We start from the raw sequence: 21,813 nt of genomic DNA on the forward strand, positions 1-21,813 counted from the left end.
ACCATTCATGCTGACGGCGCTCTCGATTCGCGATGTGGTCCTGATCGAGGCGCTGGACCTCGATTTTGGCCCTGGCCTTGGCGTGCTCACCGGCGAAACCGGCGCGGGCAAGTCGATCCTCCTCGACGCGCTGGGGCTGGCGCTCGGCGCACGCGGCGACAGCGGCCTCGTCCGCCACGGCGCGGCGCAGGCCAGCGTCACGGCCACCTTCGATCCCCCCGCCGGCCTCGCCGCGCTGCTCGACGACAATGGGTTGGAGGCGGAGGATGGCGAACCGCTGATCATCCGCCGGGTGGTGAAGGCGGATGGCGGCAGCCGCGCCTTCGTCAACAATCAGCCCGCCTCCGCCGCCTTGCTGCGCGAACTGGGAAGCCGGCTGGTCGAAATCCACGGCCAGCATGACGATCGCGGCCTGCTCAACCCGCGCGGCCACCGTGCTTTGCTGGACATCTTCGCCCGCCTCGACACCGCCAGCGTCAGCGCCGCATGGCAGGATTGGCGCACCGCCGAATCGGCCTTGTCGGACGCCCGCGCGGAAATCGAAACGGCAGCCCGCGACCGCGAGTGGCTCGACCATGCCGTGGCAGAACTCGACGCGCTCGGGCCCAAACCGGGCGAGGAAGAGACGCTGGCCGAACGGCGGCGCACCATGCAGCGGTCGGAAAAGATCGCCGATGATCTGAACGCGCTCGTCGACGCGCTCGACGGTTCGGACGGTGCCTTGGCGAAGATGCGCCAGGCGGCGCGTATCCTCGACCGCATCTCGCCCGACCACGAGGCGCTGGCGGAAGCGCTGGCGGCACTCGACCGGGCGATGGTCGAAACCGGCAACGCCGGCGATCAGGTGAGCGAGGCCAGCCGCGCGCTGGCGTTCGATCCGCGCGACCTGGAGCAGGACGAGGCGCGGCTATTCGAACTGCGCGGCATGGCGCGCAAGCATCGCGTCCAGCCCGATGATCTTGCCGCGCTCGCCGACGAATTGCGCGAACGACGCGATCGGCTGGAGGCAGGCGAGGAAGGCATCGCCGCGCTGGAGCAGCGTGCCACGGCCGCGCGCGACATCTATCAGGCCGCTGCCGCCCGACTGTCGGCCGCACGCGCCGCCGCGGCAGGCCGACTCGATTCGGCCGTGGCCGCGGAGCTCCCACCGCTGAAGCTGGACGCCGCCCGGTTCCGCACCACCATCGCAGAGCTGCCGGAGGATCAATGGGGGCCCACCGGCCGCGACCGGGTGGAGTTTCAGATCGCCACGAACCCAGGCGCGCCGTTCGGTGCGCTGATCAAGATCGCCTCCGGCGGCGAACTGTCCCGCTTCATCCTCGCGCTGAAGGTCGCGCTGGCGGAAGAGGGCGGCGCGGCGACGATGATCTTCGACGAAATCGATCGCGGCGTCGGAGGCGCGGTCGCTTCGGCGATTGGCGAGCGGCTCCACCGGCTGGCGCGTCAGGCGCAGCTGTTGGTGGTCACGCACTCGCCCCAGGTGGCCGCGCGGGGTGCCGCGCATCTGCTGATCGCCAAAAGCAACGACGGCATCGTCACGCGCACCGGCGTGCGGTTGCTCGACGATTCGGAACGGCGCGAGGAAATCGCCCGAATGCTGTCGGGCGCCACGATCACCGACGAAGCGCGCGCACAGGCCGACCGCCTCATCGAAAGCGTCTGATCGACGGCGCTTGATTGACCGCGGCCTGGCGCAGCCAACCGCGACAACGAGCAAGGCGAATCAGCGAAAGGTGCCGGGGCACGACGCCCCGGCAGGATACTCAGAAGCCGATCAGACTCGCATCGGCATCAGCACGTACAGCGCCGGCGCCTTGTCATTCTCGCGAATCAGCGTCGGGGCTGCCGCATCGGCCAGATGCACCTCGACCACGTCGCCGTCGATCTGCCCCAGGATGTCCATAAGATAGCGGCTATTGAAGCCGATCTCGAAGGGCGCGGCGACATATTCGCCGGGCACTTCCTCGGCCGCCGTGCCGTTTTCCGGGCTGGTCACCGACAGCGTGATCTTGTCGCGATCCAGCGCCATCTTCACCGCGCGGGTCTTTTCCGTGGCGATGGTGGACACACGATCGACGCCTTCCATGAACGCCGACGGGTCGAGCTTCAGGATCTTGTCGTTACCGGTTGGAATGACGCGGCTGTAATCAGGGAAGGTGCCGTCGATCAGCTTCGACGTAAGGATCGCCTGCCCCAGGTCGAACCGGATCTTGGTCCCGCTCAGCGACACGCCGACCGAACCGTCCACTTCGTCCAGCAGCTTGCGCAGCTCGGCCACGCATTTCCGCGGGACGATCACGTCCGGCATGCTCTCGGCGCCCTCCGGCCGCGGCAACGTCACGCGGGCGAGTCGGTGGCCGTCGGTCGCTGCGGCCTTCAGCACCGGCTGCGAACCGCCATCCTCCGATACATGCAGGAAGATGCCGTTCAGATAATAGCGCGTCTCTTCGGTCGAAATCGCGAAGCGCGTCTTGTCGATGATCTGCTTCAGCGCCTCGGCCGGCATCTCGAACTGGGTCGGCAGTTCGCCCTCGGCGATCACCGGGAAATCGTCGCGCGGCAGCGTGGCGAGCGAGAAGCGCGCCCGACCGGCCACGATCGCCATCCGGCCATCGGCCGCACTCAGCGACACCTGCGCCCCTTCGGGCAGCTTGCGCGCGATGTCGAACAGCGTGTGCGCCGACACGGTGGTCGCGCCGGGCTGTTCCACGGAGGCCGCGACACTCTCGTTGATCTGGAGGTCCAGGTCCGTCGCCATCAGCCGCAACGAGCCCTCGGCCGTCGCCTCGATCAGCACGTTAGACAGAATCGGAATCGTGTTGCGGCGTTCCACCACGGACTGGACATGGCTCAGCCCCTTGAGGAGCGTTGCGCGTTCGATCGTCGCCTTCATCACTTCATCCCCCGGCCCGCCGGATTCGACCAGGGGCAACTCGCCCGTTTCCTAGCCAAACAGAAAGGGCCGGAGCAAGCGCCCCGGCCCTCTTTTCGGTGGATTGTTCGCAACCACCGGCTGTCAGGCGCGGCAAGAGGCCGCGCCCGCCCGCATCAGAAGCGGAAGCCGACGCCGGCCGCCACCTGGTGACGATCGGTGTCAACGCCGAACGTGCCGGTGGTGGCGCCGTTCGGGTAACGCAGCTTCGCTTCGCCGTAGTTCGAGTAACGGTACTCGAGCTTGGCGTAGGTGTTCGGCGACAGCGACTGCTCGACACCGGCGCCCAGACGGAAGCCGTCCAGGTTGAAGTTGCGGCCGGTCACGGTCGTCGTGTCGTCACGCGTCAGGTCGAGGCGAGCGTTGGTGTAGCCCACCTTACCGTAGATCAGCGTGGTCGGTGCGGCGATCACGCCGATACGGCCACCGATGTACAGATCACGGCCGGCCTTGACGCGGCCGTAACCGAAATCGTTCGGGTTGCGCGGATCGTTGGTCACCTTGCCGGTCGAACCGGTGATCTCGGCCTCGGCGCCAACCACCAGGTTGTTGAACGCCACGTCATAACCGATGTCGCCACCGTACAGGAAACCATCGCTGCCCTGATCGCCACGGATCAGCGAATCCTGCGTGTCGCCTGGGCGCAGCGCGTCGTAGCCCAGGATCACGCCGGCACGCGGACCGGTGAACGGGCCTGCGTCCTGCGCAGCAGCCGGAACAGCAACGGCAGCGGTGGTGGCGGCGAGCGTCGCCAGGATGAGCTTACGCATAAACAACTCCATTTGCGTTTCCGCCACACAACGTCGGCGGGTGACGCTCAAATGGTGTTTTTCATCGGACGTTGCATGAACCTCAGATAAACAAGGATTTCCGTTGTTTTTGCGCCACAGGGGCTTGAACAACGAAGCTCTGTTTCTAACCGCGAACACGCGTTTTGTGACCTCTTCCGACGCCAGAACTGGCGCCTCAAACTTCGCCCGCATCGCTCATCATTCGCGCCTCGCCCACGCAAAAAGCGTTGCTTTCGCCTCCCCGCCGCCCAAAAGCAGGCGTCATGGCGACCCTTCCCTCCCCACGGCGCGGCCGTGACTTCGTGGCCCGGCATGGCGAAACCGTCTTCAACGCCGCACGGCGGCTTCAGGGGGATGCGCCGCATACCCCGCTCACCCGCGCGGGCTTTGCCCAGGCAGAGGAAATGGGCCGGGCGCTTCGTGCGCATCTCGGGGCAAAACCGAAATTGATGATGTGGGCATCGTCCACCGGGCGCGCCTTGCAGACGCTGGCGATCATCACCGAACATCTTGAACTCGACTGGCACGATGCGCGCCACGATGACCGGCTGATCGAAATCGGCATGGGTGCATGGGGTGGCCGCTATTACGCAGACGTGATCGATGAGGTCGGCCCGGTGGTCGATGAACGCGGCCTGCTGCGCTGCGCGCCGGATGGCGAACGCTATGAGGCGATTGCCGAGCGGGTCGGCGGCTGGCTCGCCGATACCGCGGATGACGATGGCGATCGCCTCGTCATCATGCACGGCATTTCCAGCCGGGTAATGCGTGGCGTGATGACCGGGGCCCCGGTCGATCCGTGCGGCGCACCCGTCTTGCCAGGCCATCCGCAGGGCACGGTGACGATGATCGAGGGCGGCCGCGAAACGGTGGTCCATCTGGGCACCGGCTACGCCCCCGCGTGATCCTGGCCGCTGCGCTCCTGCTTGCCGGAGAGCGGACCGCGATCGGCGTCTATGACGCATGGGGCGCCTTTCGCGCCGGCGTCCCGGCTCGCTGCTATGCGATAAGCGCGCCCGTCCGCTCGGGCAGCAGCGGCTTTGCCAGCATCGCCGCGCGCTTCGGCGCCAGCCGCCGTCCCGCCCTCTATGTCCGCCTGTCGCGGCAGCGCGATCCTGCCGCGCCTGTCACGCTGGCGATCGGCGAACGGCGTTTCGTGCTCACCGGCAACGCGCGTGCGGTCTGGTCGCCCGATGCGGCGACTGACCGCGCGATCGTCGCCGCAATGCGCGGCGCGCGCAGCATGAGCATCTCGACGCTGAACCGCAGGGGCCGCCCCTTTGCCGACAGCTACGCACTCGGCGGCGCCGCCACCGCGATCGATGCCGCGACGCTGGGGTGCGCCGGCTGAGGCCAGCCAAGCCAGCGACCTCACCCGCCAGCCGAGTGGAGCCTGCGGCCCCGCTGGAAATCAGCCCCTCATTGCGCTATATCCGCACGATGCAGACACTGTCGGCCGCTCCCATGCCCATCCCGGGGCACATCGATCCCGTGCCCGTCGCGCGCGCCATCACGCCGCGCGCCGATGGTCGGATCGACCTCGTCGGGCTCTCCCGCGACGAATTGCGCGAGGCGCTTGCCACCGCCGGGCTTGAGCCGCGGCAGGCGAAGCTGCGAGCGAAGCAGGTCTGGCACTGGATCTACAATCGCGGCGCGACCGATTTTTCGTCGATGACCGACATCGCGAAGGCGCAGCATCCGTGGCTGACCGAACGGTTCGTCATCGGCCGCCCGCAAGTGGTGGAGGCGCAGGTGTCGTCCGACGGCACGCGCAAATGGCTGCTCCGCTCCGACGATGGTCAGGATTACGAGATGGTGTTCATCCCCGACGCCGATCGGGGCACCTTGTGCGTGTCGAGCCAGGTCGGCTGCACGCTCAACTGCACCTTCTGCCACACCGGCACGATGCGGCTGGTGCGCAATCTCACGGCGGGTGAGATCGTCGGCCAGGTCATGCTGGCGCGCGATGGCCTGGGCGAATGGCCCAGCCAGCCCGAAGGGCGCATGCTCACCAACATCGTGATGATGGGCATGGGCGAACCGCTCTACAATTTCGAGAATGTGCGCGATGCCTTGTCGGTCGTCATGGACGGTGACGGCCTCGCCCTGTCGAAGCGTCGCATCACCCTCTCCACCTCGGGTGTTGTGCCGATGATGGCGCGCGCTGGTGCGGAAATCGGCGTCAACCTCGCCGTCTCGCTCCACGCCGTGACCAAGCCGGTGCGCGACGAGATCGTGCCGCTCAATCGCAAATACGGCATTGAGGAGCTGCTTCAGGCGTGCGCCGATTATCCCGGCGCGAACAACGCCCGCCGCATCACGTTCGAATATGTGATGCTGAAGGACAAGAACGATTCGGAGGACGATGCGCGGGAACTGGTGCGTCTGCTGCGCCACTATCGCCTGCCGGCGAAGGTCAATCTGATCCCGTTCAATCCTTGGCCGGGTACCGCCTATGAATGTTCGACGCCGGAACGGATCCGCGCCTTCTCGAACATCATCTTCGAAGCGGGCATCTCAGCGCCCGTGCGCACCCCGCGCGGCCGCGACATCGACGCCGCCTGTGGTCAGCTCAAGACCGCCGCGGAGCGCAAGAGCCGCGCGCAGATGGATCGCGAAGCGGCCGAGGCGGCCGAAGCAACGCCGGCCTGACACCGACAGGCGCCGCCCCGCGGGGTCAAAGGTATTTCGGGGAGGGCCCACGCCCTCCCCTTTTTTATTGCATCAATCGGTTCGATCGCCGCGCGGGCGCAGCTGCCCGGGGGAGATGAAGCCGATCGGCTGGATCGACGCCGCATCCTGCTTCAGCCGCGACGCGATCTGCTGGTAATCGCGTTCCATCTCGTCGGTCACGCTCGCGCGCGATTCGCCGAGCGCCGCCTCGAAATCGCCCATGTACACCTCGCGCGCACCCAGCGACCGGCGAAGCGCGATCAGGCCCGCCCGGCGAACCACATCGCCGAGGTCGGCGCCGGTGAACCGTTCGGTCCGCCGTGCCACCACATCAAGGTCGACGTCCTGCGCCAGCGGCATCTTGGCGGTCTGGATGCCCAGGATGCGCCGCCGCCCGGCCTCGTCCGGCACACCGACATAGATCAGCTCGTCGAACCGCCCCGGCCGCAGCAGCGCCGGATCGATCAGGTTCGGCCGGTTGGTCGCGCCGATCACCACCACGGACTGCAATTCCTCCAGCCCGTCCATCTCCGCGAGGATGGTGTTCACCACCCGCTCGGTCACTTGCGGCTCGCCCAGCCCGCCACCACGCGCCGGCACCAGGCTGTCGAGCTCGTCGATGAAGATCACCGTTGGTGCCACTTGCCGCGCACGCTGGAACAGGCGGGCGATCTGCTGCTCGCTCTCGCCATACCATTTGCTCAGCAGGTCGCTCGATTTGGTAGCGATGAAATTCGCCTCCGCCTCGCGCGCGACCGCTTTCGCCAGCAGCGTCTTGCCGGTGCCCGGCGGGCCATAGAGCAGGAAGCCCTTGGCCGGCCGGATGCCGAGGCGCCGGAACGCGTCCGGATCCTTCAGCGGCAGCTCGACCCCTTCCTTCAGGCGCATCTGCGCATCGTCCAGCCCGCCGACATCGTCCCAGCGGACGGTCGGCGCCTGCACCATCACTTCGCGCATCGCGCTCGGCTGGACGCGCTTCAACGCCTCCATGAAGTCCTCGCGAGTCACCGCCAGCGTGTCGAGCACCTCGGGCGGGATCGTCCGTTCCTCCAGGTTCAGCCGCGGCATGATGCGCCGCACCGCCTCGATCGCCGCCTCGCGCGTCAGCGCCGCCAGGTCCGCGCCGACGAAGCCGAACGTCGTGCGCGCCAGTTCGGCCAGGTCCACCTTGTCGCCCAGCGGCATGCCGCGGGTGTGGATGCCCAGGATCTCGCGTCGGCCGCGCTCGTCCGGCACGCCGACCACGATCTCGCGGTCGAACCGGCCCGGCCGCCGCAGCGCCTCGTCCAGCGCCTCGGGGCGGTTGGTCGCGGCGATGACGACCAGGTTAGCGCGCGCCTCCAGCCCGTCCATCAGCGTCAGCAGCTGCGCGACGAGGCGCTTCTCCGCCTCACCCGACACCTGCCCACGCTTCGGCGCGATCGAATCGATCTCGTCGATGAACACGATCGAGGGCGCGGATTTTGCCGCCTCCTCGAACACCTGCCGCAACCGCCCCTCGCTCTCGCCATAGGCAGAACCCATGATCTCGGGACCGTTGATCAGGAAGAATTGCGCGTCGCTTTCATTGGCGACGGCGCGCGCCAGCCGCGTCTTGCCAGTGCCGGGCGGGCCATGCAGCAACACGCCCTTGGGCGGATCGACGCCCAGTCGCTGGAACAGCTCGGGGTAACGCAGCGGCAGCTCGACCATCTCGCGCAGCTGGTCGATCGTCGCCGCCATGCCGCCGATATCGTCATAGGTGACGTCGGCGCGCCGCGCCTCGTTCGGCTCCTCATATTCGGGCCGAAGCTCGACTTCGGTATTCTCGTCGATGTGGACGATGCCCTTGGGCGCCGCAGTCACCACCACCAGGCGGATTTCCTGCAATGCATAGGCCGGCGCGTTGACGAACTGCTGCATCCCCGGCGGCATGTTCGCCACCCGCTGGTGCCCCGCCGTCGCCACCACATCACCCTGCGCCAGCGGCCGGCCGATGAAGGTGCGTTTCAGCGCCACCGTCGATCCCTGCAGGCGCAGGTTCTGCGCCGCCGGCGCGAACACGACGCGCGTCGCGGGCTTCGATTCGGCACGCCGCACCTCGACGAAGTCGCCCGATCCGACGCCCGCATTGGCGCGCTGCAGGCCGTCGATGCGCACGATCGCCAGCCCCTCGTCCTCATGATAGGGGCCGACCGCGCGCGCAGGCGTCGATTTCTTGCCAACGATCTCGATCACATCACCGTCGGTCAGGCCCAGCGATGCCATGAAGGCGCGCGGCAGGTGGGCGATGCCCCGGCCGCTATCCTCTGCCCGGGCATTTGCGACCTGCAACTTCTGCGCCTGTGTCTCGACATCCGCCAATGCACTTCTCCTCCGGACTAGCCGACGATAGATATGGAAGCGCGCCCGCGTTTTTAGAGGGGGGGTGCCACACCCGACCTAACGCCCCGGATGCTTTCACGTGCCGGTGCGGCCGAATTCGGACAAAAAAAGGGGCCGGTCCGAAGACCAGCCCATGAAAGTTTTTAGGAGAGGATGCCTGAAAGGCCCGCCCTAAGTGGCGAAACGGCGTTTTTTGTGCAAGTGCGAAGAAACGAATGGCGAGTGCAAATCCTGCAATCGTCATAACCTGCTTGTTCCGGCGCGGGGCCGGTTTCATGATGGGTGAGTAAGGGGAATGATCCGCCATGCGTCGTTTGCCGCCGCTGACTGCCATTGAGGCGTTTGTCGCTGTGGCGCGGCTTGGGTCGATCAAGGCGGCTGCGCAGGAACTCGCCCTTTCCAACCCCGCACTCAGCCGGCGGATCCAGACACTCGAACGCTTCCTCGGCCGCCCGCTGTTCGATCGCCGCCACCAGGCAATGGTGATGAACAGCGACGGGGAACGGCTACTGGCGCAGGTCGCGCCGCTGCTCGATCAATTGTCCGACGCGGTCGAATCGATGACCAGTTCGGTCGACGTGCTTCGCCTGCGGCTGGGCGTTCTGCCGCTCTTCGCCTCGCAGCGCCTCTTCCCCCGCCTGGGTGAGTTGCGCGGCGCGCATCCGGAAATCCATCTCGACATCGATACCGGCGCGCATGGCATCGCGCGTCTGGGAGAGGGGCTGGATGCCGTCATCGCGCTGGCGCGCGACATCGATCCCAGCCTGTATGCACGCCGGCTCGATCGCAACCGGGTCTATGTGATCGGCAGCCGCGCGCTGGTCGAGCGGGCCGATCCCATCGTCCGGCCGCAACAGCTCGCGACGCTCACTGCGCTCGTCCATCGTGAGATGCCCGATACCTTCACGGCGTGGCGCCAGGCCGCCGGGCTCTACGATATCGAGCCGCTCGCGGTGGATCATTTCGATTCGGGGGCGCTGATGCTGGAGGCCGCAGCGCAGGGCCTCGGCGTCGCCTTCATGCACGAAAGCCACTTTCAGGACGCGGCCGACCCGCGCCTGGTGCGATTGTTCGATATCGAGGTGGTCAGTCCGTACAGCTATTGGTTCGTGTGCCGCCCGCGGGCACTGCAGCTGAAACAGGTCAGGATTTTTCGCGACTGGCTGGTCGCGACATTGGGGTCCGAAAACGTCTGAACCCGTCGTCGGAGCGGGGCGGCACGGCCATCCGGCCGCGCCTCCCCCGTCGAACGTCACGCAGCGCCCGGCTGCGTGACCGATCGCTTACTCAGCGCGTGCCTTGACGATCTTGCCCGGCTCGCGCGGCGGCTCACCCTTGGGCAGCGCGTCGATCAGCTCCATGCCGTTCGTCACTTCGCCCCACACGGTGTACTGGCCGTCGAGGAAGCGCGCGTCGTCGAAGCAGATGAAGAACTGCGAATTGGCGCTGTTCGGATCATTGGTCCGCGCCATCGAGCAGACACCGCGCACGTGCGGCTCCTTGGAGAATTCCTGCTTCAGGTTCGGCTTGTCCGAACCGTGCATGCCGGTGCCCGTCGGATCACCGCCCTGCGCCATGAAGCCCGGGATCACGCGGTGGAATACGACGCCGTCGTAGAAGCCCTCGTTCGCCAGTTCGCCGATGCGCTTCACATGCTCGGGCGCCAGGTCGGGGCGCAGCTTGATCGTCACGTCGCCGCCATCCAGCGTCAGCGTCAGGGTGTTGTACGTATCGGCCATCGCAAGCCTCCTTCGGGTTTTCCGGAAAGCCCGCGCCCTACCGCTCGGCCCGGTCGAACGCAAACCCGCAGGCGGTTGGCACGCGACTTTCAGCCCGCTAGGAGCCGCGCAGATCAATCCGCCGGAGGAGGCCAGCGATGAGCGAAACCGAACTCCGTACTGCCGAGCGCGCGGCTGAGGATGATCGTCAGCTCGACGCGGATGATCGGCTGAAGCCCGACTATGTCGATGCGGTGCTCGACGCCGTTGAACGCGGTGATCCGGAGGCGGCCCAGCGCCTCGTCGAGCCGCTCCACCCCGCCGACATCGCCGACCTGTTCGAACTGACGCCGGAGGATCGCCGCGCCGCGCTCGCTGCCGCGGTGGCCGATCTGCTCGACGGCGACGTGTTCGCCGAAATGAACGATCACGTCCGCGAACAGCTGATCGACGCGCTCGATGCGCGCCAGGTCGCGGACATCGCCTCCGAACTCGACACCGACGATGCCGTCGCGATCATCGAGGATCTTGACGCCGACGATCAGCGCGAGGTGCTCCGCGCGATGGAGCCCGACGATCGCGCCGCGATCGAGGAGGCGCTGAGCTACCCGGAGGAATCCGCCGGCCGTCTGATGCAGCGCGAGCTGATCGCGGTGCCGGAACATTGGACGGTCGGCGACACGCTCGATTTCCTGCGCGGTGACGAGGAACTCACCACCGACTTCTGGGAAATCTTCGTCGTCGATCCGCAGCACAAGCCGGTCGGCACCTGCGCATTGTCATGGATCCTGCGCACGCCGCGCGCGATCGCCATCTCGGACGTGATGGCGCGCGAACAGACGCTGATCCCGGTCGACATGGATCAGGAGGAGGTCGCGCTCCGCTTCCAGAAATACGCGCTCATCTCCGCCGCAGTCGTCGATGGCTCGGGCCGCCTCGTCGGCATGATCACCGTCGACGATATCGTGCACATCATCCAGGAAGAGGCGGGCGAGGACGCGCTGCTGCTCTCCGGCGCTGGCGAAGGCGACATCAACGAACCGGTGTTCGACAGCTACAAGGCGCGCGTGCGCTGGCTGATCGCCAATCTGTTCACCGCGCTCCTCGCCTCGTTCATCATCTCCCGGTTTGAGGGCACGATCGAACGCATGGTCGCGCTCGCCACGTTGATGCCGATCGTCGCCGGCGTCGGCGGCAATGCCGGCACGCAGACGCTGGCCGTCACGGTCCGCGCGATGGCGATGAACCAGCTGACGCAATCCAACACCTCGCGCGCGATCGGGCGCGAGATCCGCGTTGCGCTCTTGAACGGCGCCACGATCGCGCTGGTGATCGGCACCGGCGTCGCGCTGATCTTCGCCAATCCGTTGCTCGGCGGGGTGATCGCCGCGGCGATGATGACCAACATCCTCGTGGCGGGGCTGGCCGGCGTGCTCGTTCCGGTCGTTCTCGAACGATTGCGCGCCGACCCCGCCGTCGCCTCCTCCGTCTTCGTCACCATGACGACCGATTCGATCGGCTTCCTCGCCTTCCTCGGCCTCGCCAGCGCCTCTGGCCTCGTGGGCTGAGGCTCCCCACATGGCAGCCTCCCCAGCTGCCGGAGAGCCATGCCGCTTCACATCACAAAGGTCGCCTTCGGCCACAGCGCGGTCGAACATCTCGCCGATCGCCTGCGCCAGCGCGGCGAGGAAGGCCCGCTGTTCCTGACGACGCGCTATCTGCCCAAACGGCATGAGGAGATCGCCGGGCAAGGCTCCTTGTTCTGGATCATCAAGCATCAGCTCGTCGCCCGCTCGCCGATCCTCAGCTTCGGTGAGGCGGAGGGCGGCCGCGTCGCGATCCACATCGATCCCGTGCTTCGCCTCGTCGCCGCGCGGCCAAAGCGCGCGCACCAGGGCTGGCGCTATCTGGAGGATGCCGATGCTCCGGTGGATCTCGGCGGTGACGGCAGCGGCATGGCCACCCTGCCCCCCGCCCTGCTCGGCAAGCTGGCGGAGCTTGGCCTCGTATAAGCGTGCGCGCCGATCAGATCAGCGCGCGCACCGTTTCCATGAACCGCACCAGGCTGATCGGCTTCGACACATAGGCTTCCGCCCCCGCCGCGCGGATCCGCTCCTCGTCGTCGCGTCCGGCGTAGGCGGTCACCGCCATCACCGGGATGCGCTGCAATTCCTCGTCCGCCTTCAGCTCCAGGATCAGCTCATAGCCGGTCACATAGGGCATCTGGATGTCCATGATGATGAGGTCGGGCATGCATTCGCGAGTCCGCGCCACCGCCTCGCGCCCGTCGCGCACCGGCTCGGCCTCGAATTCATGCGCCCGCAACAGGTCGCAGAACAGCTTGAGGTTGAGTTCGTTGTCCTCGACAACGAGCACCTTCTTTGCCACGCGCTATGGATCCCCCGATTGGTGAGCGACAATAGGCAATGAAAACAGCCGATTCAAACGGAGAACCTGCCGACGCGCTCGCGCTGCAGGCGCTGGCCTGGACATTGTCGGATTCCGACCGCGCCGGGCGCCTCCTGTCGCTCACTGGGCTCCACCCCGATGACCTGCGCGCGCGGCTTGGCGAGGCCTCGGTGCTCGCCGCCTGCCTCCAGTTTCTGGAGGCGCATGAGCCCGATCTGATCGCCTGCGCGTCTGCGCTGGATTGCAAACCCGAGGCGCTGGTCCGCGCCCGCCACGAATTGGAGAGGCCATGACCCGCCCGCTGCTGATTTCCGACTGCGACGAGGTGCTGATCCACATGGTGCGCCATTTCGGCGACTGGCTGGACGAGGCGCATGACATCGAATTCACCCCGTCGAACTGGGAACTGGGCCGCAACATGCGCCGGCGCAGCGGCGGCGACGCGCCCAGCCGCGAGGAGATGCGCGGCTTCCTCGACGGCTTCTTCCCCGCCGAAATGCACCGCCAGACGCTGGTCCCCCATGCGCGCGACGCGCTGGTGCGGATCGCGGAGGTCGCGGACATCGTCATCCTCACCAACCTGCAGGACAGCTGCCGCACGCACCGCATCGATCAATTGGCGACGTTCGGCATCGCCCACCGCGTCGAATGCAATCAGGGGCCAAAGGGCGGCCCGGTCGCCGCGCTGGTGAAGGAACATGGCAACCCTGTCACCGTGTTCGTCGACGATTTGCCGATGCACCATGAATCGGTCGCCGAACATGCACCGCAGGTCCACCGGCTGCACATGGTCGCGGAACCCGCGCTCGCCCCCGGTGTGCCCGCCGCGCCGGCGGCGCACGCGCGCATCGATGCCTGGCCGGATGCGCTGCCCTGGATCATCGATCGCCTCGCCAGCGGGCGTCCCGCTCCCGCCATCTCGACCGCTGCGGCGCACGGTTGACCAGCGGCAGCGGCTGGTGTTCTACCCCGGACCATGACTGACCGTATCGATCGCAAGCTCGAAGAGCTCGGGCTCACCCTCCCCACGGCGGCTGCGCCCGTCGCCACCTATGTCCCGACGGTCGAGGCCGGCGGCCTGCTGCACGTCTCGGGCCAGCTGCCGTTCCGCGATGGCAAGGTCGTGACCGGCCGCCTCGGCGACGATCTCGATGTCGCCGCCGGCTCGGACGCTGCCGTGCTGTGCGCGCTGATGGTCGTGGCACAGGTGAAGGCCGCGCTGGGCGACCTGTCGCGCGTCGCGCGCATCGTGAAGCTTGGCGTGTTCGTGAATTCGGCCCCCGGCTTCGGCGATCAGCCTGAAGTCGCCAATGGCGCGTCCGACCTGATGGTCGCGCTGTTCGGTGATGCCGGCAAGCACGCCCGCGCCGCGGTCGGCGTCGCCGCGCTCCCGCGCAACGCTGCGGTCGAGATCGATGCCATCATCGAAGTGGCGCGCTGAACCTTCGCGTCACCCGGTCGTTCCGGCGAAGCGTGCGCTTGCCTGACCACCCCTTTATGGAACCGGCGCCAGCCGCGGCTCATCCCCGCGCGCTGGCGCAGTCCCGCACCATCGCCGGCACCTCTGCCATGACCGCTGCCGGGTTCAACGCCCGCGCACCGCGCCGCTTGAGGCCAACGCGCGCACCTGCCGGAGCCGCGGCGTGACCCTCTCGGCGCGCATGATGCACGGCGTCGCCAGCATCGCGGCGGATCAATGGGATGCCTGCGCCGGCACCGCCCACCCCTTCGTCAGCCATGCCTTTCTCTCCGCGCTCGAGGATTCGGGCAGCGTCGGTGGCCGCACCGGGTGGCAGCCGGTGCCCGTCGTCGTCGACGGCGATGATGGCGCCCCAATCGCCGTCGCGCCGGCCTATGCAAAGGCGCACAGCCAGGGCGAATATGTCTTCGACCATCCCTGGGCCGACGCATGGGAGCGCGCCGGCGGGCGCTATTATCCCAAGCTTCAGATCGCCGCGCCGTTCACCCCTGTGCCCGGACCCCGGCTGCTGCTGCGCGATCCCACCGCCGCCCCGGCGCTGATCGCCGCGCTGGAGGCGGTTACCGATCAGCACGATCTGTCCTCCGCCCACGCCACCTTTGTTGCGCCCGATCAGATCGACGCGTTCGAGGCCGCCGGCTGGCTGATCCGCGAGGGCACGCAATTCCACTGGCGCAACCAGGGCTTCGCCACCTTCGACGATTTCCTCGCCACCCTCGCCAGCCGCAAGCGCAAGGCGATCCGCAAGGAACGCGCCGCCGCCGTGGAGGGGCTGACCATCCGCCACCTCGTCGGCGATCAGATCGGCAAGCGCGAATGGGACGCCTTCTGGACCTTCTACCAGGATACCGGCAGCCGCAAATGGGGCCGCCCGTACCTCACTCGCCCCTTCTTCCCGATGCTGGGCGAACGGATGGGCGATCGCGTTCTGCTGATCCTCGCCGAGCGTGACGGTCACCCGATCGCCGGCGCGCTCAACCTCATCGGCGCCGACACGCTCTACGGCCGTTATTGGGGCTGCACCGAGGACGTGCCGTTCCTGCACTTCGAGCTGTGCTATTATCAGGCGATCGACATCGCGATCGAACGCGGCCTCGCCACCGTGGAGGCTGGCGCGCAGGGCGAGCACAAGCTGATGCGCGGCTATGCCCCGGTCCCCACCTGGTCCGCGCATTACTTTCCCAATCCGGGTTTCCGCCGCGCCGTCGCCGATTTCCTCGCGCGCGAACGCGTCGCGGTGGAGGCTGACCAGGAATTCCTCGGTCAGCTCACCCCCTTCCGCAAGGGCGACTGACGCCCGATCCCGGCGTTACCGCTGGCGGACGGATTCGCGATCCGGCAGCGGCTGCAGCCCGGGCCCGGTGGTCGGCACCACCTTGGGCGGAACGATCTTGGTGGACAGCTGGAATGATATGCCCACCACCGCGGCATGGTTCATGTTGGCGCGTCCGTTCACCGCCCGCTGTCGCTGGTTCAGATAGCCGAGCTCAAGCGCCGCGAATTCGGAGATCGGCGTGCGCACCCCGGCAAAGGTCCACAGATCGTCATAGCCCTTGCGCGCCCCCCAATCGGCGTCGGTCAGATTCCAGTACAGCTCGACCGACACCACGCCCACCGGCCCGCCGCTTTCCTTCTTGGTCAGCGGTGTCGCCAGCAGCAATTGCTGCGCGACGCGCAGGTTCCAGTCCTTGCCGGTGGATCGCTGGCGCTGCTCGAACCGGGTCTGCGCGCGAACGCCGATCCGTCCGATCGCGCCGATGCGGTACGACGCCTGTTGAAGGAACCGGTTCTCGTGCAGGTCCTGCGGCAACCGCGCCCCATCGATGAAGGCGTAGAGATAGCCCGCGGACAGGATCAGCGATTCGCTTTTCCGCCAGGAAATGATCGGCGGGATGACGGTGATCGGCGCGGTCGCGGCATTCTTGGTTGACCAGCGCGGCTGGATCTCACTGGTGATGAAAACGTCATCGGACAGCGGCGCCGTCACCTGGATTCCGCCCCATATCTGCCCGCCGTGGTTGGTCTCGGCTGCCACCGGCAGCGCCCATCCTATCGCACTCGCAGCAACAGCCGCCCCCCAGCATCGCTTCAATGGTCATCCTCCCCTGTGCTTCTTCAACACCGAAAAAGGGAGAAGGTGCCGCAGCGCGGCGATTATTTTGCGCTGCGGCTTTCCAATGGTTCAGGATGGCGGTTCAGCCCATCCGCTCCGGCCCATCTGCGGGCGGATGGGTCAGGACCGTGGTGGCGGCGGCAGGTCGGCCTCGCGCTGGCGCATCTTTCGCTCCCGCATTTCCAAGAACCACTTGGGATACAGTTCCTCGTCGGCGATCTGCGGCGTCGGGCGATCACGGTTCACCTTCAGCAGCGCGCTGGCGCCGGTCGGGGATCGCCAGATCCGGTCGAGGTCGCTGGCGTAGCGCGAATTGAACGGCGGGGTGCGGATCAACCAGACATAATCGAACGCCTCGCGCGGGAAGCGCGCCATGGAGAAATCGATCGGCTTCCACCATTCGCGCGGGCACCAGCCTGGCGTCACGATCTCGGACGGATCATGCGCGAACATGCCCGCCTTGCTGTATTTCGCGGTCAGCAGCTGCGCGCCGGGCATCGACCATTGGTCGTTGGCATAGGCCAGCCGCCGGGTCAGCGCGATCGCCGGCAAATGCTCCAGCCGGCTCATCTTCCACTGGTTGTGGCAATTGGTGCCGACGAAGGTGACGACGCGCGCGCCCTCGGGAAGCTTGTCCAGCGCTGCCAGTTCGGTGTCGTAATCGCGGTCGAACAGCCAATAGCTGACGGTATTGCCCGCGATCCGCGCGACGAAGAAACTCGTCGCCAGCATCGCCAGGATGCCGGCCTTGCGCGCGCTCATCCCCGGCAGCGGGCGGATCGCGATCAGCATCACCGCCACCACGAACGGCGCCAGCCGCATATCGGCATAGGCCGAACCGAAAACGATCCGCGGCAGCAGCACGAATACCGCCGCCAGGAACAGCGCCGACAGCACCAGGTTGCGCGAAAAGCCCAGCGCCGGATCGCGGATCGCGTAGAACATCAGCAGCAGATAGACGGCGGTCGAGCCGACATCCCACAGCTCCCACCGGTCGCGCAGCACCATCAGCAGCCACGCGACCTTCGCCTGCCAGTTGAACCAGTCGGCCGTCTGGCCGGTGACATGGTCGCCCGATCGCCAGAAGATCATCAGCAGCATCGGCAGCGCGAGCGGCACGCAGCTCAGCCCGGCGCGGATCCAGCTTTCCACCCAATGGCCCGACCCGGCATCCTTGCGCGCGTCATGCTGGCGGATCATCTCGGCGGAGAACGCCAGCACGCCCAGCACGCCCCAGCCGAACGTATGGCACAGCCACAACAGGCAAGAGATCGGCACGAAGATGATCGCCCGCAGCCGCAACCGGCCCAGCCGCGCCATGCGCAGCCACAGCGCGAACAGGCATAGCGCCAGCGCCATCGACAGGGAGAAGTTCACGAAGCCGAACTGGAACGGGTAGCAATAGGCCAGCGGCAGAGCGAACATCGCGGTCGGCGGGATGCGTCCATGCACCTCGCGCGCGATCCACAGCAGCCCGGCGACGGTCAGCGCCGGGATCGACATCACGATCAGCTTGACGCCCAGTTCCAGGCCAAAGACCTTGGCGAACGGGACGACCAGCAGGTCGATGCCCAGATTGCCGATCAGCGACCATTGGAAATTGTACCATTCGGCCAGCCACGGCGCCTGTTCCACCGGCGTCAGCTGGACGCGGTAGCGGCCCATGTGCCCGGGCAGGTCGACCAGCGGCGGAATCTCCGGCCAGATCAGCGGTATGATCGAGATCAGCGTCGCGATTACGACAAACGCGCGCGTCTGCCACCAGCGAAGGGGCGTCCCCATTTGCTCCATCAAATCGCCTTAAGGGCGACGGGCGACGGGGGGCAAGGGGCGAATGACGCGCCAGCCCAGCGCCGGCGTGCCGGTCGCGATCGGCTGCAACCAGTCGAACCGCTCGCCGCGCTGCAGCCGCGCCCAGAAGCCTTGCGGAAAATCACGGCGGTACGTTTCCGTCTCGCTCAGCCCAGGACACGCCGCGATGTACGATGCCCCACTCGCCATGATGATCCGACGCGCCTCAGCGGGCGATCCGGTAAAGGCGCTCAGCACCCGCTCCATCGGTTCGGGCGCGCGATGGTATCCGCCGGCAATCGCGTCATGATGGGTCGTCGCGATAATGTCGGGCCCGATGTCGATCGGGGCAAAGACGATTCCGCGCGGCAGGCGCCCGATCACGCGAACATCGCCGACTTTTTCGCAGGACGGACGCTGCTGGCCGGCCACCGTACTGCCGCGGCCGATCTTCTCCGGGGACAGGCCGGATTGCGCCGCCGGCCGGTCATCCGCGGCCACTGCCTTCCCGGCCACCACGCCGATCGCCGCCACTTGTCCGGGCGATGCCACCAGCAGCGCACCCGCCGTCGCCACCAGCCGCCTGCCCGTCCCGGGCACCGCCCGCGCCCGCTTCAGCAGCGCCAGCAACAACGTCGCCGCGCCCGGAATGGCCAGCGCGTTGGCGGTTGCCCCCGCCCGGTTGACGAACACCGCCACCAGCGTCGCGAGCGTCAGAATAGCCAGCAACAGCAACCACTTGACCCGCAGCTCGCCCTGCGCCGAACGATAGCCGCGCCATGTCGCATACAGCCCGACCAGCGGCAGGCCGATCGTCATCGCCGCCCAGTCCGGCGTCTGCTCCCACAGCGGCCGCCCCTCGCTCACCCCCACGTACCAGATGTCGTGAACGATCGGCGGCAGGCGCGCGAACGGCCCCGCCAGACAATCCGGCGACACCAGCACCAGCACCCCCGCCGTCAGCCCTCCTGCGCCCAGCAATCCGCCGAGCCGAGCAGCCGCTTGACGCTGCTGAAACAAGGCCGCTGCAACGCTTGTCGCCACCGCCGCCGTCCCCAGCATCGCCAGCCAACCGGGCGCGATGGCATCGCAGGCAGGCGCCCAAAAGTTCGGCCCGCGCGTCACCGCGTGCAACAGTACCGCGCCACCAAACAGGCTCCAGACCAGCCCCAACAGGAAGTCACGGCGCCACGGTTGCAACACCCACGCGAGCGCCGCGACACCCGCAATCGCCGCCGCGATCGGCATGCCCTCCAATGAGATCGTCAGCAGCATCGCCAATGCCAAGCCCGCGATGGCGCCTTGGCCGGCGCCTTCGCGCCCGGGCGCAGGTGTTCGCCCGACCAGCATCGCCACGGCGACCAGCGCCAGCACGATCTGCCAGCCATGATGATCGACCCGCATCGGCCTCAGCTGAAAGACCAGCGGCGCCGACAACGGCACCAGCAGCACTGCATAGCGTGCGGCTTCTGCGCCTGAGAGGCGGCGCGTCATGTCCGCGACCAGCGTCATGACGGCGAGCAGCGACAGTAACGGCACCACCACCATTGCGACCCGAATCGCCGCCTCTTCGCTCACGAACAGGCGCGTCACCGCCAGCACGGTAGCGATCGGCAGATCAACCAGCCGCGACCAATGCATCGGAAAGTTGCCGTTCAGGCGGTGCTGCGCAACGTCCCACCAGCTTTGCCCCGCCAGCCAGTCCCGCACCTCCATCAGGCGCATGGCATCGTCGGGATCGGGGAAGCGCAGGTTCGCGATATCGGCCGCAGTGGCCAGCAGCAGAACTACCGCCGTCAGGAACCACCCGATCAGCACCGGACGATTGATGCCGTGCGAACTCATTGTCCCCCGGGTGGCGGCGCAATTCTCCAGCAACTCGTCCGGCGCGCCCGGCGCGTCGCTCAGCGCGCGGCGTGCTTCCACGGCTGGCACGATGTCACGCTGCCTTCAGCCGCTCGGGCACTCCGCGAACGCTGGCGAGCGCCGCGCGCTCCCCCTCGTTGCCGCTCTCGTGATATTCGGCGTCCTCGTTCACCGCCCAGATATCATACACCCGCGCGCCGGCCTCAATGTTGCGCACCGTCAGCATCGCGGTCATCATCGCGTGATCCTGATTGTTGTAGCGGTGCATACCGTTGCGCCCGACACAATGCAGCATCGGATAACGCGCCTCGATCTCCTGGCGCAGCACCTCGACATTGGCGGCATAATCCTCGTCGTAGACGGGATAGGCCTTCTCCTGTCGCACCACCGTGCCGCCCACCACCTGCTCGGCCGCACACAGCCCCAGCTGCGCCATCTCCTTCGTGGCCAGCGCGACCAGTTCGTCGTCGCTCGCGGACCACAGCCCGTCGCCCTCGAAGCAGAAATATTCGAGGCCGACGCACGCGAGATCGGGATCGGGTACCATCTCGGGCGACCACGACCGGAAGTTCTGGACCCGCCCCACCTTCACCTTGGAATCGTGGATGTAGATCCAATTGTCCGGGAACAGGTCAGGCGATCGGATCATCAGTGCGACCGTCAGGAAGTCGCGATATTTCAGGTTCGCCGCCTCGGGCAACGCGGTCGGCAGTGGATGCAGCCGGCTCGCCAGTTCGCGCATCGGAGCCGAGGAAATGACGTGCGCCGCTTTGATCGCGACCTGAGCGCCCTCGCTGTCAGTCGCGGTCATCGTCCACTGTTGCGTGACGTCGTTGAACGCCAGCTGCTTCAGCTTGTGATCCATCAGCACATGATTGCCATGCGCCACCACATGATCGCGCGCTGCTTCCCACATCATGCCGGGACCCAGCCGCGGGTAGCGGAAGCTTTCAAGCAGCGTCTTCACCGCCATGCCATCGTTCGGGCGCTTGTTGAGGCCGAGGCTGCGCTTCAGTCCATCGACCACCGCGCCCCACAGCGACAGCCCCTTGATCCGCTGCGCCGCCCAGTCCGCGCTCATCTCGTCGCACGGCATGCCCCACACCTTCTCGGTGTAGGTCTTGAAAAAGATCGAATACAGCTTCCAGCCGAACGCGTTGACGGTCCAATCCTCGAAGCTCTTCACGCTCTTGGCTGGCATCAGCCTGGCCTTGGCGAAGCTCGCCATGCACAGCGCCGATCGCAACACGCCGAGGTTCCACAGCGCTTCGAACGCGCGCAGCGGATAGCTGTAGAACTTTCCCTCGTAATAGATCCGGCTCATCCGCGGCCGCTCGATGAAATCGTCGGGCAGGATCTCGTTCCAGAGGTCGACGACCTCCTTCGATCGCGAGAAGAACCGGTGCCCGCCGATGTCGAAGCGGAAGCCCTCATGCTCAACCGTTCGGCTGATCCCGCCGACATAGCGCGGATCCTTCTCGATCACGGTGACCGAATAGCCGGCCTTGCCGAGCAAATAGGCCGCCGTCAGCCCCGCCGGTCCCGCGCCGATGATCGCCACGTCCACCGTGCCGACAGGATTCGCCATCTGATGCTGCCCCATAGCAATGCAGCATCGGCAATGAAGCAGGTTGGTTGAGGCGTGGTTAATGCCCCGCCCGAAGGAACGCGGGGTG

The 21,813-nt window shown here is 67.0% G+C and carries 20 protein-coding genes; 11 read left to right on the top strand and 9 right to left on the bottom strand.

What is annotated here, in order from left to right; genetic code table 11:
- The first annotated feature begins 7 nt into the window (after nucleotides 1-7).
- Nucleotides 8-1,663 (top strand): DNA repair protein RecN, encoded by a 1,656-nt coding sequence (gene recN, locus K0S66_RS08250; RefSeq protein ID WP_301074859.1) that lies wholly within the window; start codon nucleotides 8-10, stop codon nucleotides 1,661-1,663.
- Nucleotides 1,664-1,774: 111 nt separating this feature from the next.
- On the opposite strand, the gene dnaN is transcribed toward recN, so the two are convergent.
- Entirely contained in the window at nucleotides 1,775-2,893 is a 1,119-nt protein-coding gene (gene dnaN / locus K0S66_RS08255; protein WP_301074940.1) for a DNA polymerase III subunit beta, read from the bottom strand.
- Between the two features lie 155 nt (nucleotides 2,894-3,048).
- Nucleotides 3,049-3,702, bottom strand: a complete 654-nt coding sequence (locus tag K0S66_RS08260) for an outer membrane beta-barrel protein (protein WP_301074941.1) — start codon at nucleotides 3,700-3,702, stop codon at nucleotides 3,049-3,051.
- 284 nt (nucleotides 3,703-3,986) lie between these two features.
- On the opposite strand from K0S66_RS08260, the gene K0S66_RS08265 reads away from it, so the two are divergent.
- The 3 genes from K0S66_RS08265 to rlmN all read left to right on the top strand — a co-directional run bounded on the left by K0S66_RS08265 (nucleotide 3,987) and on the right by rlmN (nucleotide 6,375).
- Nucleotides 3,987-4,628, top strand: coding sequence for a histidine phosphatase family protein (locus K0S66_RS08265; RefSeq protein WP_301074860.1), 642 nt, complete (start codon nucleotides 3,987-3,989; stop codon nucleotides 4,626-4,628).
- Nucleotides 4,625-5,074, top strand: a complete 450-nt coding sequence (locus tag K0S66_RS08270; RefSeq protein WP_366520797.1) for a hypothetical protein — start codon at nucleotides 4,625-4,627, stop codon at nucleotides 5,072-5,074. The genes K0S66_RS08265 and K0S66_RS08270 overlap by 4 nt, the downstream gene beginning before the upstream one ends.
- A gap of 89 nt (nucleotides 5,075-5,163) precedes the next feature.
- Nucleotides 5,164-6,375 (top strand): 23S rRNA (adenine(2503)-C(2))-methyltransferase RlmN, encoded by a 1,212-nt coding sequence (rlmN, locus tag K0S66_RS08275; protein ID WP_301074861.1) that lies wholly within the window; start codon nucleotides 5,164-5,166, stop codon nucleotides 6,373-6,375.
- A gap of 72 nt (nucleotides 6,376-6,447) precedes the next feature.
- Here the strand turns inward: rlmN and K0S66_RS08280 are convergent, their stop codons facing one another.
- On the bottom strand, nucleotides 6,448-8,739 hold the full coding sequence (locus K0S66_RS08280) for a CDC48 family AAA ATPase (protein WP_301074862.1): 2,292 nt from the start codon (nucleotides 8,737-8,739) through the stop codon (nucleotides 6,448-6,450).
- Between the two features lie 326 nt (nucleotides 8,740-9,065).
- Here K0S66_RS08280 and K0S66_RS08285 point away from each other — a divergent pair, with 326 nt between their 5' ends.
- Nucleotides 9,066-9,956 (top strand): LysR substrate-binding domain-containing protein, encoded by an 891-nt coding sequence (locus K0S66_RS08285; protein WP_301074863.1) that lies wholly within the window; start codon nucleotides 9,066-9,068, stop codon nucleotides 9,954-9,956.
- Nucleotides 9,957-10,043: 87 nt separating this feature from the next.
- Here the strand turns inward: K0S66_RS08285 and K0S66_RS08290 are convergent, their stop codons facing one another.
- Complete coding sequence (locus tag K0S66_RS08290) at nucleotides 10,044-10,499, bottom strand: peptidylprolyl isomerase (protein ID WP_294443581.1); 456 nt, start codon at nucleotides 10,497-10,499, stop codon at nucleotides 10,044-10,046.
- A gap of 137 nt (nucleotides 10,500-10,636) precedes the next feature.
- On the opposite strand from K0S66_RS08290, the gene mgtE reads away from it, so the two are divergent.
- The gene (gene mgtE / locus K0S66_RS08295) at nucleotides 10,637-12,046 is read left to right on the top strand and encodes a magnesium transporter (protein ID WP_301074864.1); all 1,410 of its coding nucleotides are present in this window, start codon (nucleotides 10,637-10,639) and stop codon (nucleotides 12,044-12,046) included.
- A 39-nt stretch (nucleotides 12,047-12,085) separates the two neighbouring features.
- The gene (locus tag K0S66_RS08300; RefSeq protein ID WP_301074865.1) at nucleotides 12,086-12,490 is read left to right on the top strand and encodes a DUF1489 domain-containing protein; all 405 of its coding nucleotides are present in this window, start codon (nucleotides 12,086-12,088) and stop codon (nucleotides 12,488-12,490) included.
- A 13-nt stretch (nucleotides 12,491-12,503) separates the two neighbouring features.
- On the opposite strand, the gene K0S66_RS08305 is transcribed toward K0S66_RS08300, so the two are convergent.
- Entirely contained in the window at nucleotides 12,504-12,866 is a 363-nt protein-coding gene (locus tag K0S66_RS08305) for a response regulator (protein ID WP_301074866.1), read from the bottom strand.
- Nucleotides 12,867-12,904: 38 nt separating this feature from the next.
- On the opposite strand from K0S66_RS08305, the gene K0S66_RS08310 reads away from it, so the two are divergent.
- The 4 genes from K0S66_RS08310 (at nucleotide 12,905) to K0S66_RS08325 (ending at nucleotide 15,661) form a co-directional block, all read left to right on the top strand.
- Nucleotides 12,905-13,180 (top strand): DUF3572 family protein, encoded by a 276-nt coding sequence (locus tag K0S66_RS08310; RefSeq protein WP_301074867.1) that lies wholly within the window; start codon nucleotides 12,905-12,907, stop codon nucleotides 13,178-13,180.
- Entirely contained in the window at nucleotides 13,177-13,830 is a 654-nt protein-coding gene (locus K0S66_RS08315; protein WP_301074868.1) for an HAD family hydrolase, read from the top strand. Before K0S66_RS08310 ends, K0S66_RS08315 begins: the two co-directional genes overlap by 4 nt.
- Nucleotides 13,831-13,863: 33 nt before the next feature.
- On the top strand, nucleotides 13,864-14,328 hold the full coding sequence (locus tag K0S66_RS08320) for a RidA family protein (RefSeq protein ID WP_046411562.1): 465 nt from the start codon (nucleotides 13,864-13,866) through the stop codon (nucleotides 14,326-14,328).
- A 220-nt stretch (nucleotides 14,329-14,548) separates the two neighbouring features.
- Nucleotides 14,549-15,661: a GNAT family N-acetyltransferase gene (locus K0S66_RS08325; protein ID WP_301074943.1), complete on the top strand. Its 1,113-nt coding sequence runs from the start codon at nucleotides 14,549-14,551 to the stop codon at nucleotides 15,659-15,661.
- Between the two features lie 15 nt (nucleotides 15,662-15,676).
- On the opposite strand, the gene K0S66_RS08330 is transcribed toward K0S66_RS08325, so the two are convergent.
- From K0S66_RS08330 to K0S66_RS08345, 4 genes are all read right to left on the bottom strand, one after another.
- Nucleotides 15,677-16,402: a DUF2490 domain-containing protein gene (locus tag K0S66_RS08330; protein WP_301074869.1), complete on the bottom strand. Its 726-nt coding sequence runs from the start codon at nucleotides 16,400-16,402 to the stop codon at nucleotides 15,677-15,679.
- 198 nt (nucleotides 16,403-16,600) lie between these two features.
- Nucleotides 16,601-18,262 carry a hypothetical protein gene (locus K0S66_RS08335; RefSeq protein WP_301074870.1) on the bottom strand — a complete coding sequence of 554 codons (1,662 nt, stop codon included), beginning with the start codon at nucleotides 18,260-18,262 and terminating at the stop codon, nucleotides 16,601-16,603.
- Nucleotides 18,263-18,280: 18 nt separating this feature from the next.
- Nucleotides 18,281-20,197, bottom strand: a complete 1,917-nt coding sequence (locus K0S66_RS08340; protein ID WP_301074871.1) for a hypothetical protein — start codon at nucleotides 20,195-20,197, stop codon at nucleotides 18,281-18,283.
- Between the two features lie 13 nt (nucleotides 20,198-20,210).
- A complete protein-coding gene (locus K0S66_RS08345) occupies nucleotides 20,211-21,725 on the bottom strand; it encodes an NAD(P)/FAD-dependent oxidoreductase (RefSeq protein ID WP_301074872.1) in 1,515 nt (504 codons plus the stop codon).
- Between the last annotated feature and the right edge of the window lie 88 nt (nucleotides 21,726-21,813).

It is taken from the genome of Sphingomonas sp., assembly GCF_029239295.1.
In the GTDB taxonomy this organism is placed as follows: Bacteria; Pseudomonadota; Alphaproteobacteria; order Sphingomonadales; family Sphingomonadaceae; genus Sphingomonas.

Excerpts from the sequence above, each read along its gene's own strand:
- recN (WP_301074859.1), top strand. The coding sequence starts at position 8 with ATGCTGACGGCGCTCTCGATTCGCGATGTGGTCCTGATCGAGGCGCTG.
- dnaN (WP_301074940.1), bottom strand. The coding sequence starts at position 2,893 with ATGAAGGCGACGATCGAACGCGCAACGCTCCTCAAGGGGCTGAGCCAT.
- K0S66_RS08260 (WP_301074941.1), bottom strand. The coding sequence starts at position 3,702 with ATGCGTAAGCTCATCCTGGCGACGCTCGCCGCCACCACCGCTGCCGTT.
- K0S66_RS08265 (WP_301074860.1), top strand. The coding sequence starts at position 3,987 with ATGGCGACCCTTCCCTCCCCACGGCGCGGCCGTGACTTCGTGGCCCGG.
- rlmN (WP_301074861.1), top strand. The coding sequence starts at position 5,164 with ATGCAGACACTGTCGGCCGCTCCCATGCCCATCCCGGGGCACATCGAT.
- K0S66_RS08285 (WP_301074863.1), top strand. The coding sequence starts at position 9,066 with ATGCGTCGTTTGCCGCCGCTGACTGCCATTGAGGCGTTTGTCGCTGTG.
- K0S66_RS08290 (WP_294443581.1), bottom strand. The coding sequence starts at position 10,499 with ATGGCCGATACGTACAACACCCTGACGCTGACGCTGGATGGCGGCGAC.
- mgtE (WP_301074864.1), top strand. The coding sequence starts at position 10,637 with ATGAGCGAAACCGAACTCCGTACTGCCGAGCGCGCGGCTGAGGATGAT.
- K0S66_RS08300 (WP_301074865.1), top strand. The coding sequence starts at position 12,086 with ATGCCGCTTCACATCACAAAGGTCGCCTTCGGCCACAGCGCGGTCGAA.
- K0S66_RS08310 (WP_301074867.1), top strand. The coding sequence starts at position 12,905 with ATGAAAACAGCCGATTCAAACGGAGAACCTGCCGACGCGCTCGCGCTG.
- K0S66_RS08315 (WP_301074868.1), top strand. The coding sequence starts at position 13,177 with ATGACCCGCCCGCTGCTGATTTCCGACTGCGACGAGGTGCTGATCCAC.
- K0S66_RS08320 (WP_046411562.1), top strand. The coding sequence starts at position 13,864 with ATGACTGACCGTATCGATCGCAAGCTCGAAGAGCTCGGGCTCACCCTC.
- K0S66_RS08325 (WP_301074943.1), top strand. The coding sequence starts at position 14,549 with ATGATGCACGGCGTCGCCAGCATCGCGGCGGATCAATGGGATGCCTGC.
- K0S66_RS08335 (WP_301074870.1), bottom strand. The coding sequence starts at position 18,262 with ATGGGGACGCCCCTTCGCTGGTGGCAGACGCGCGCGTTTGTCGTAATC.
- K0S66_RS08345 (WP_301074872.1), bottom strand. The coding sequence starts at position 21,725 with ATGGCGAATCCTGTCGGCACGGTGGACGTGGCGATCATCGGCGCGGGA.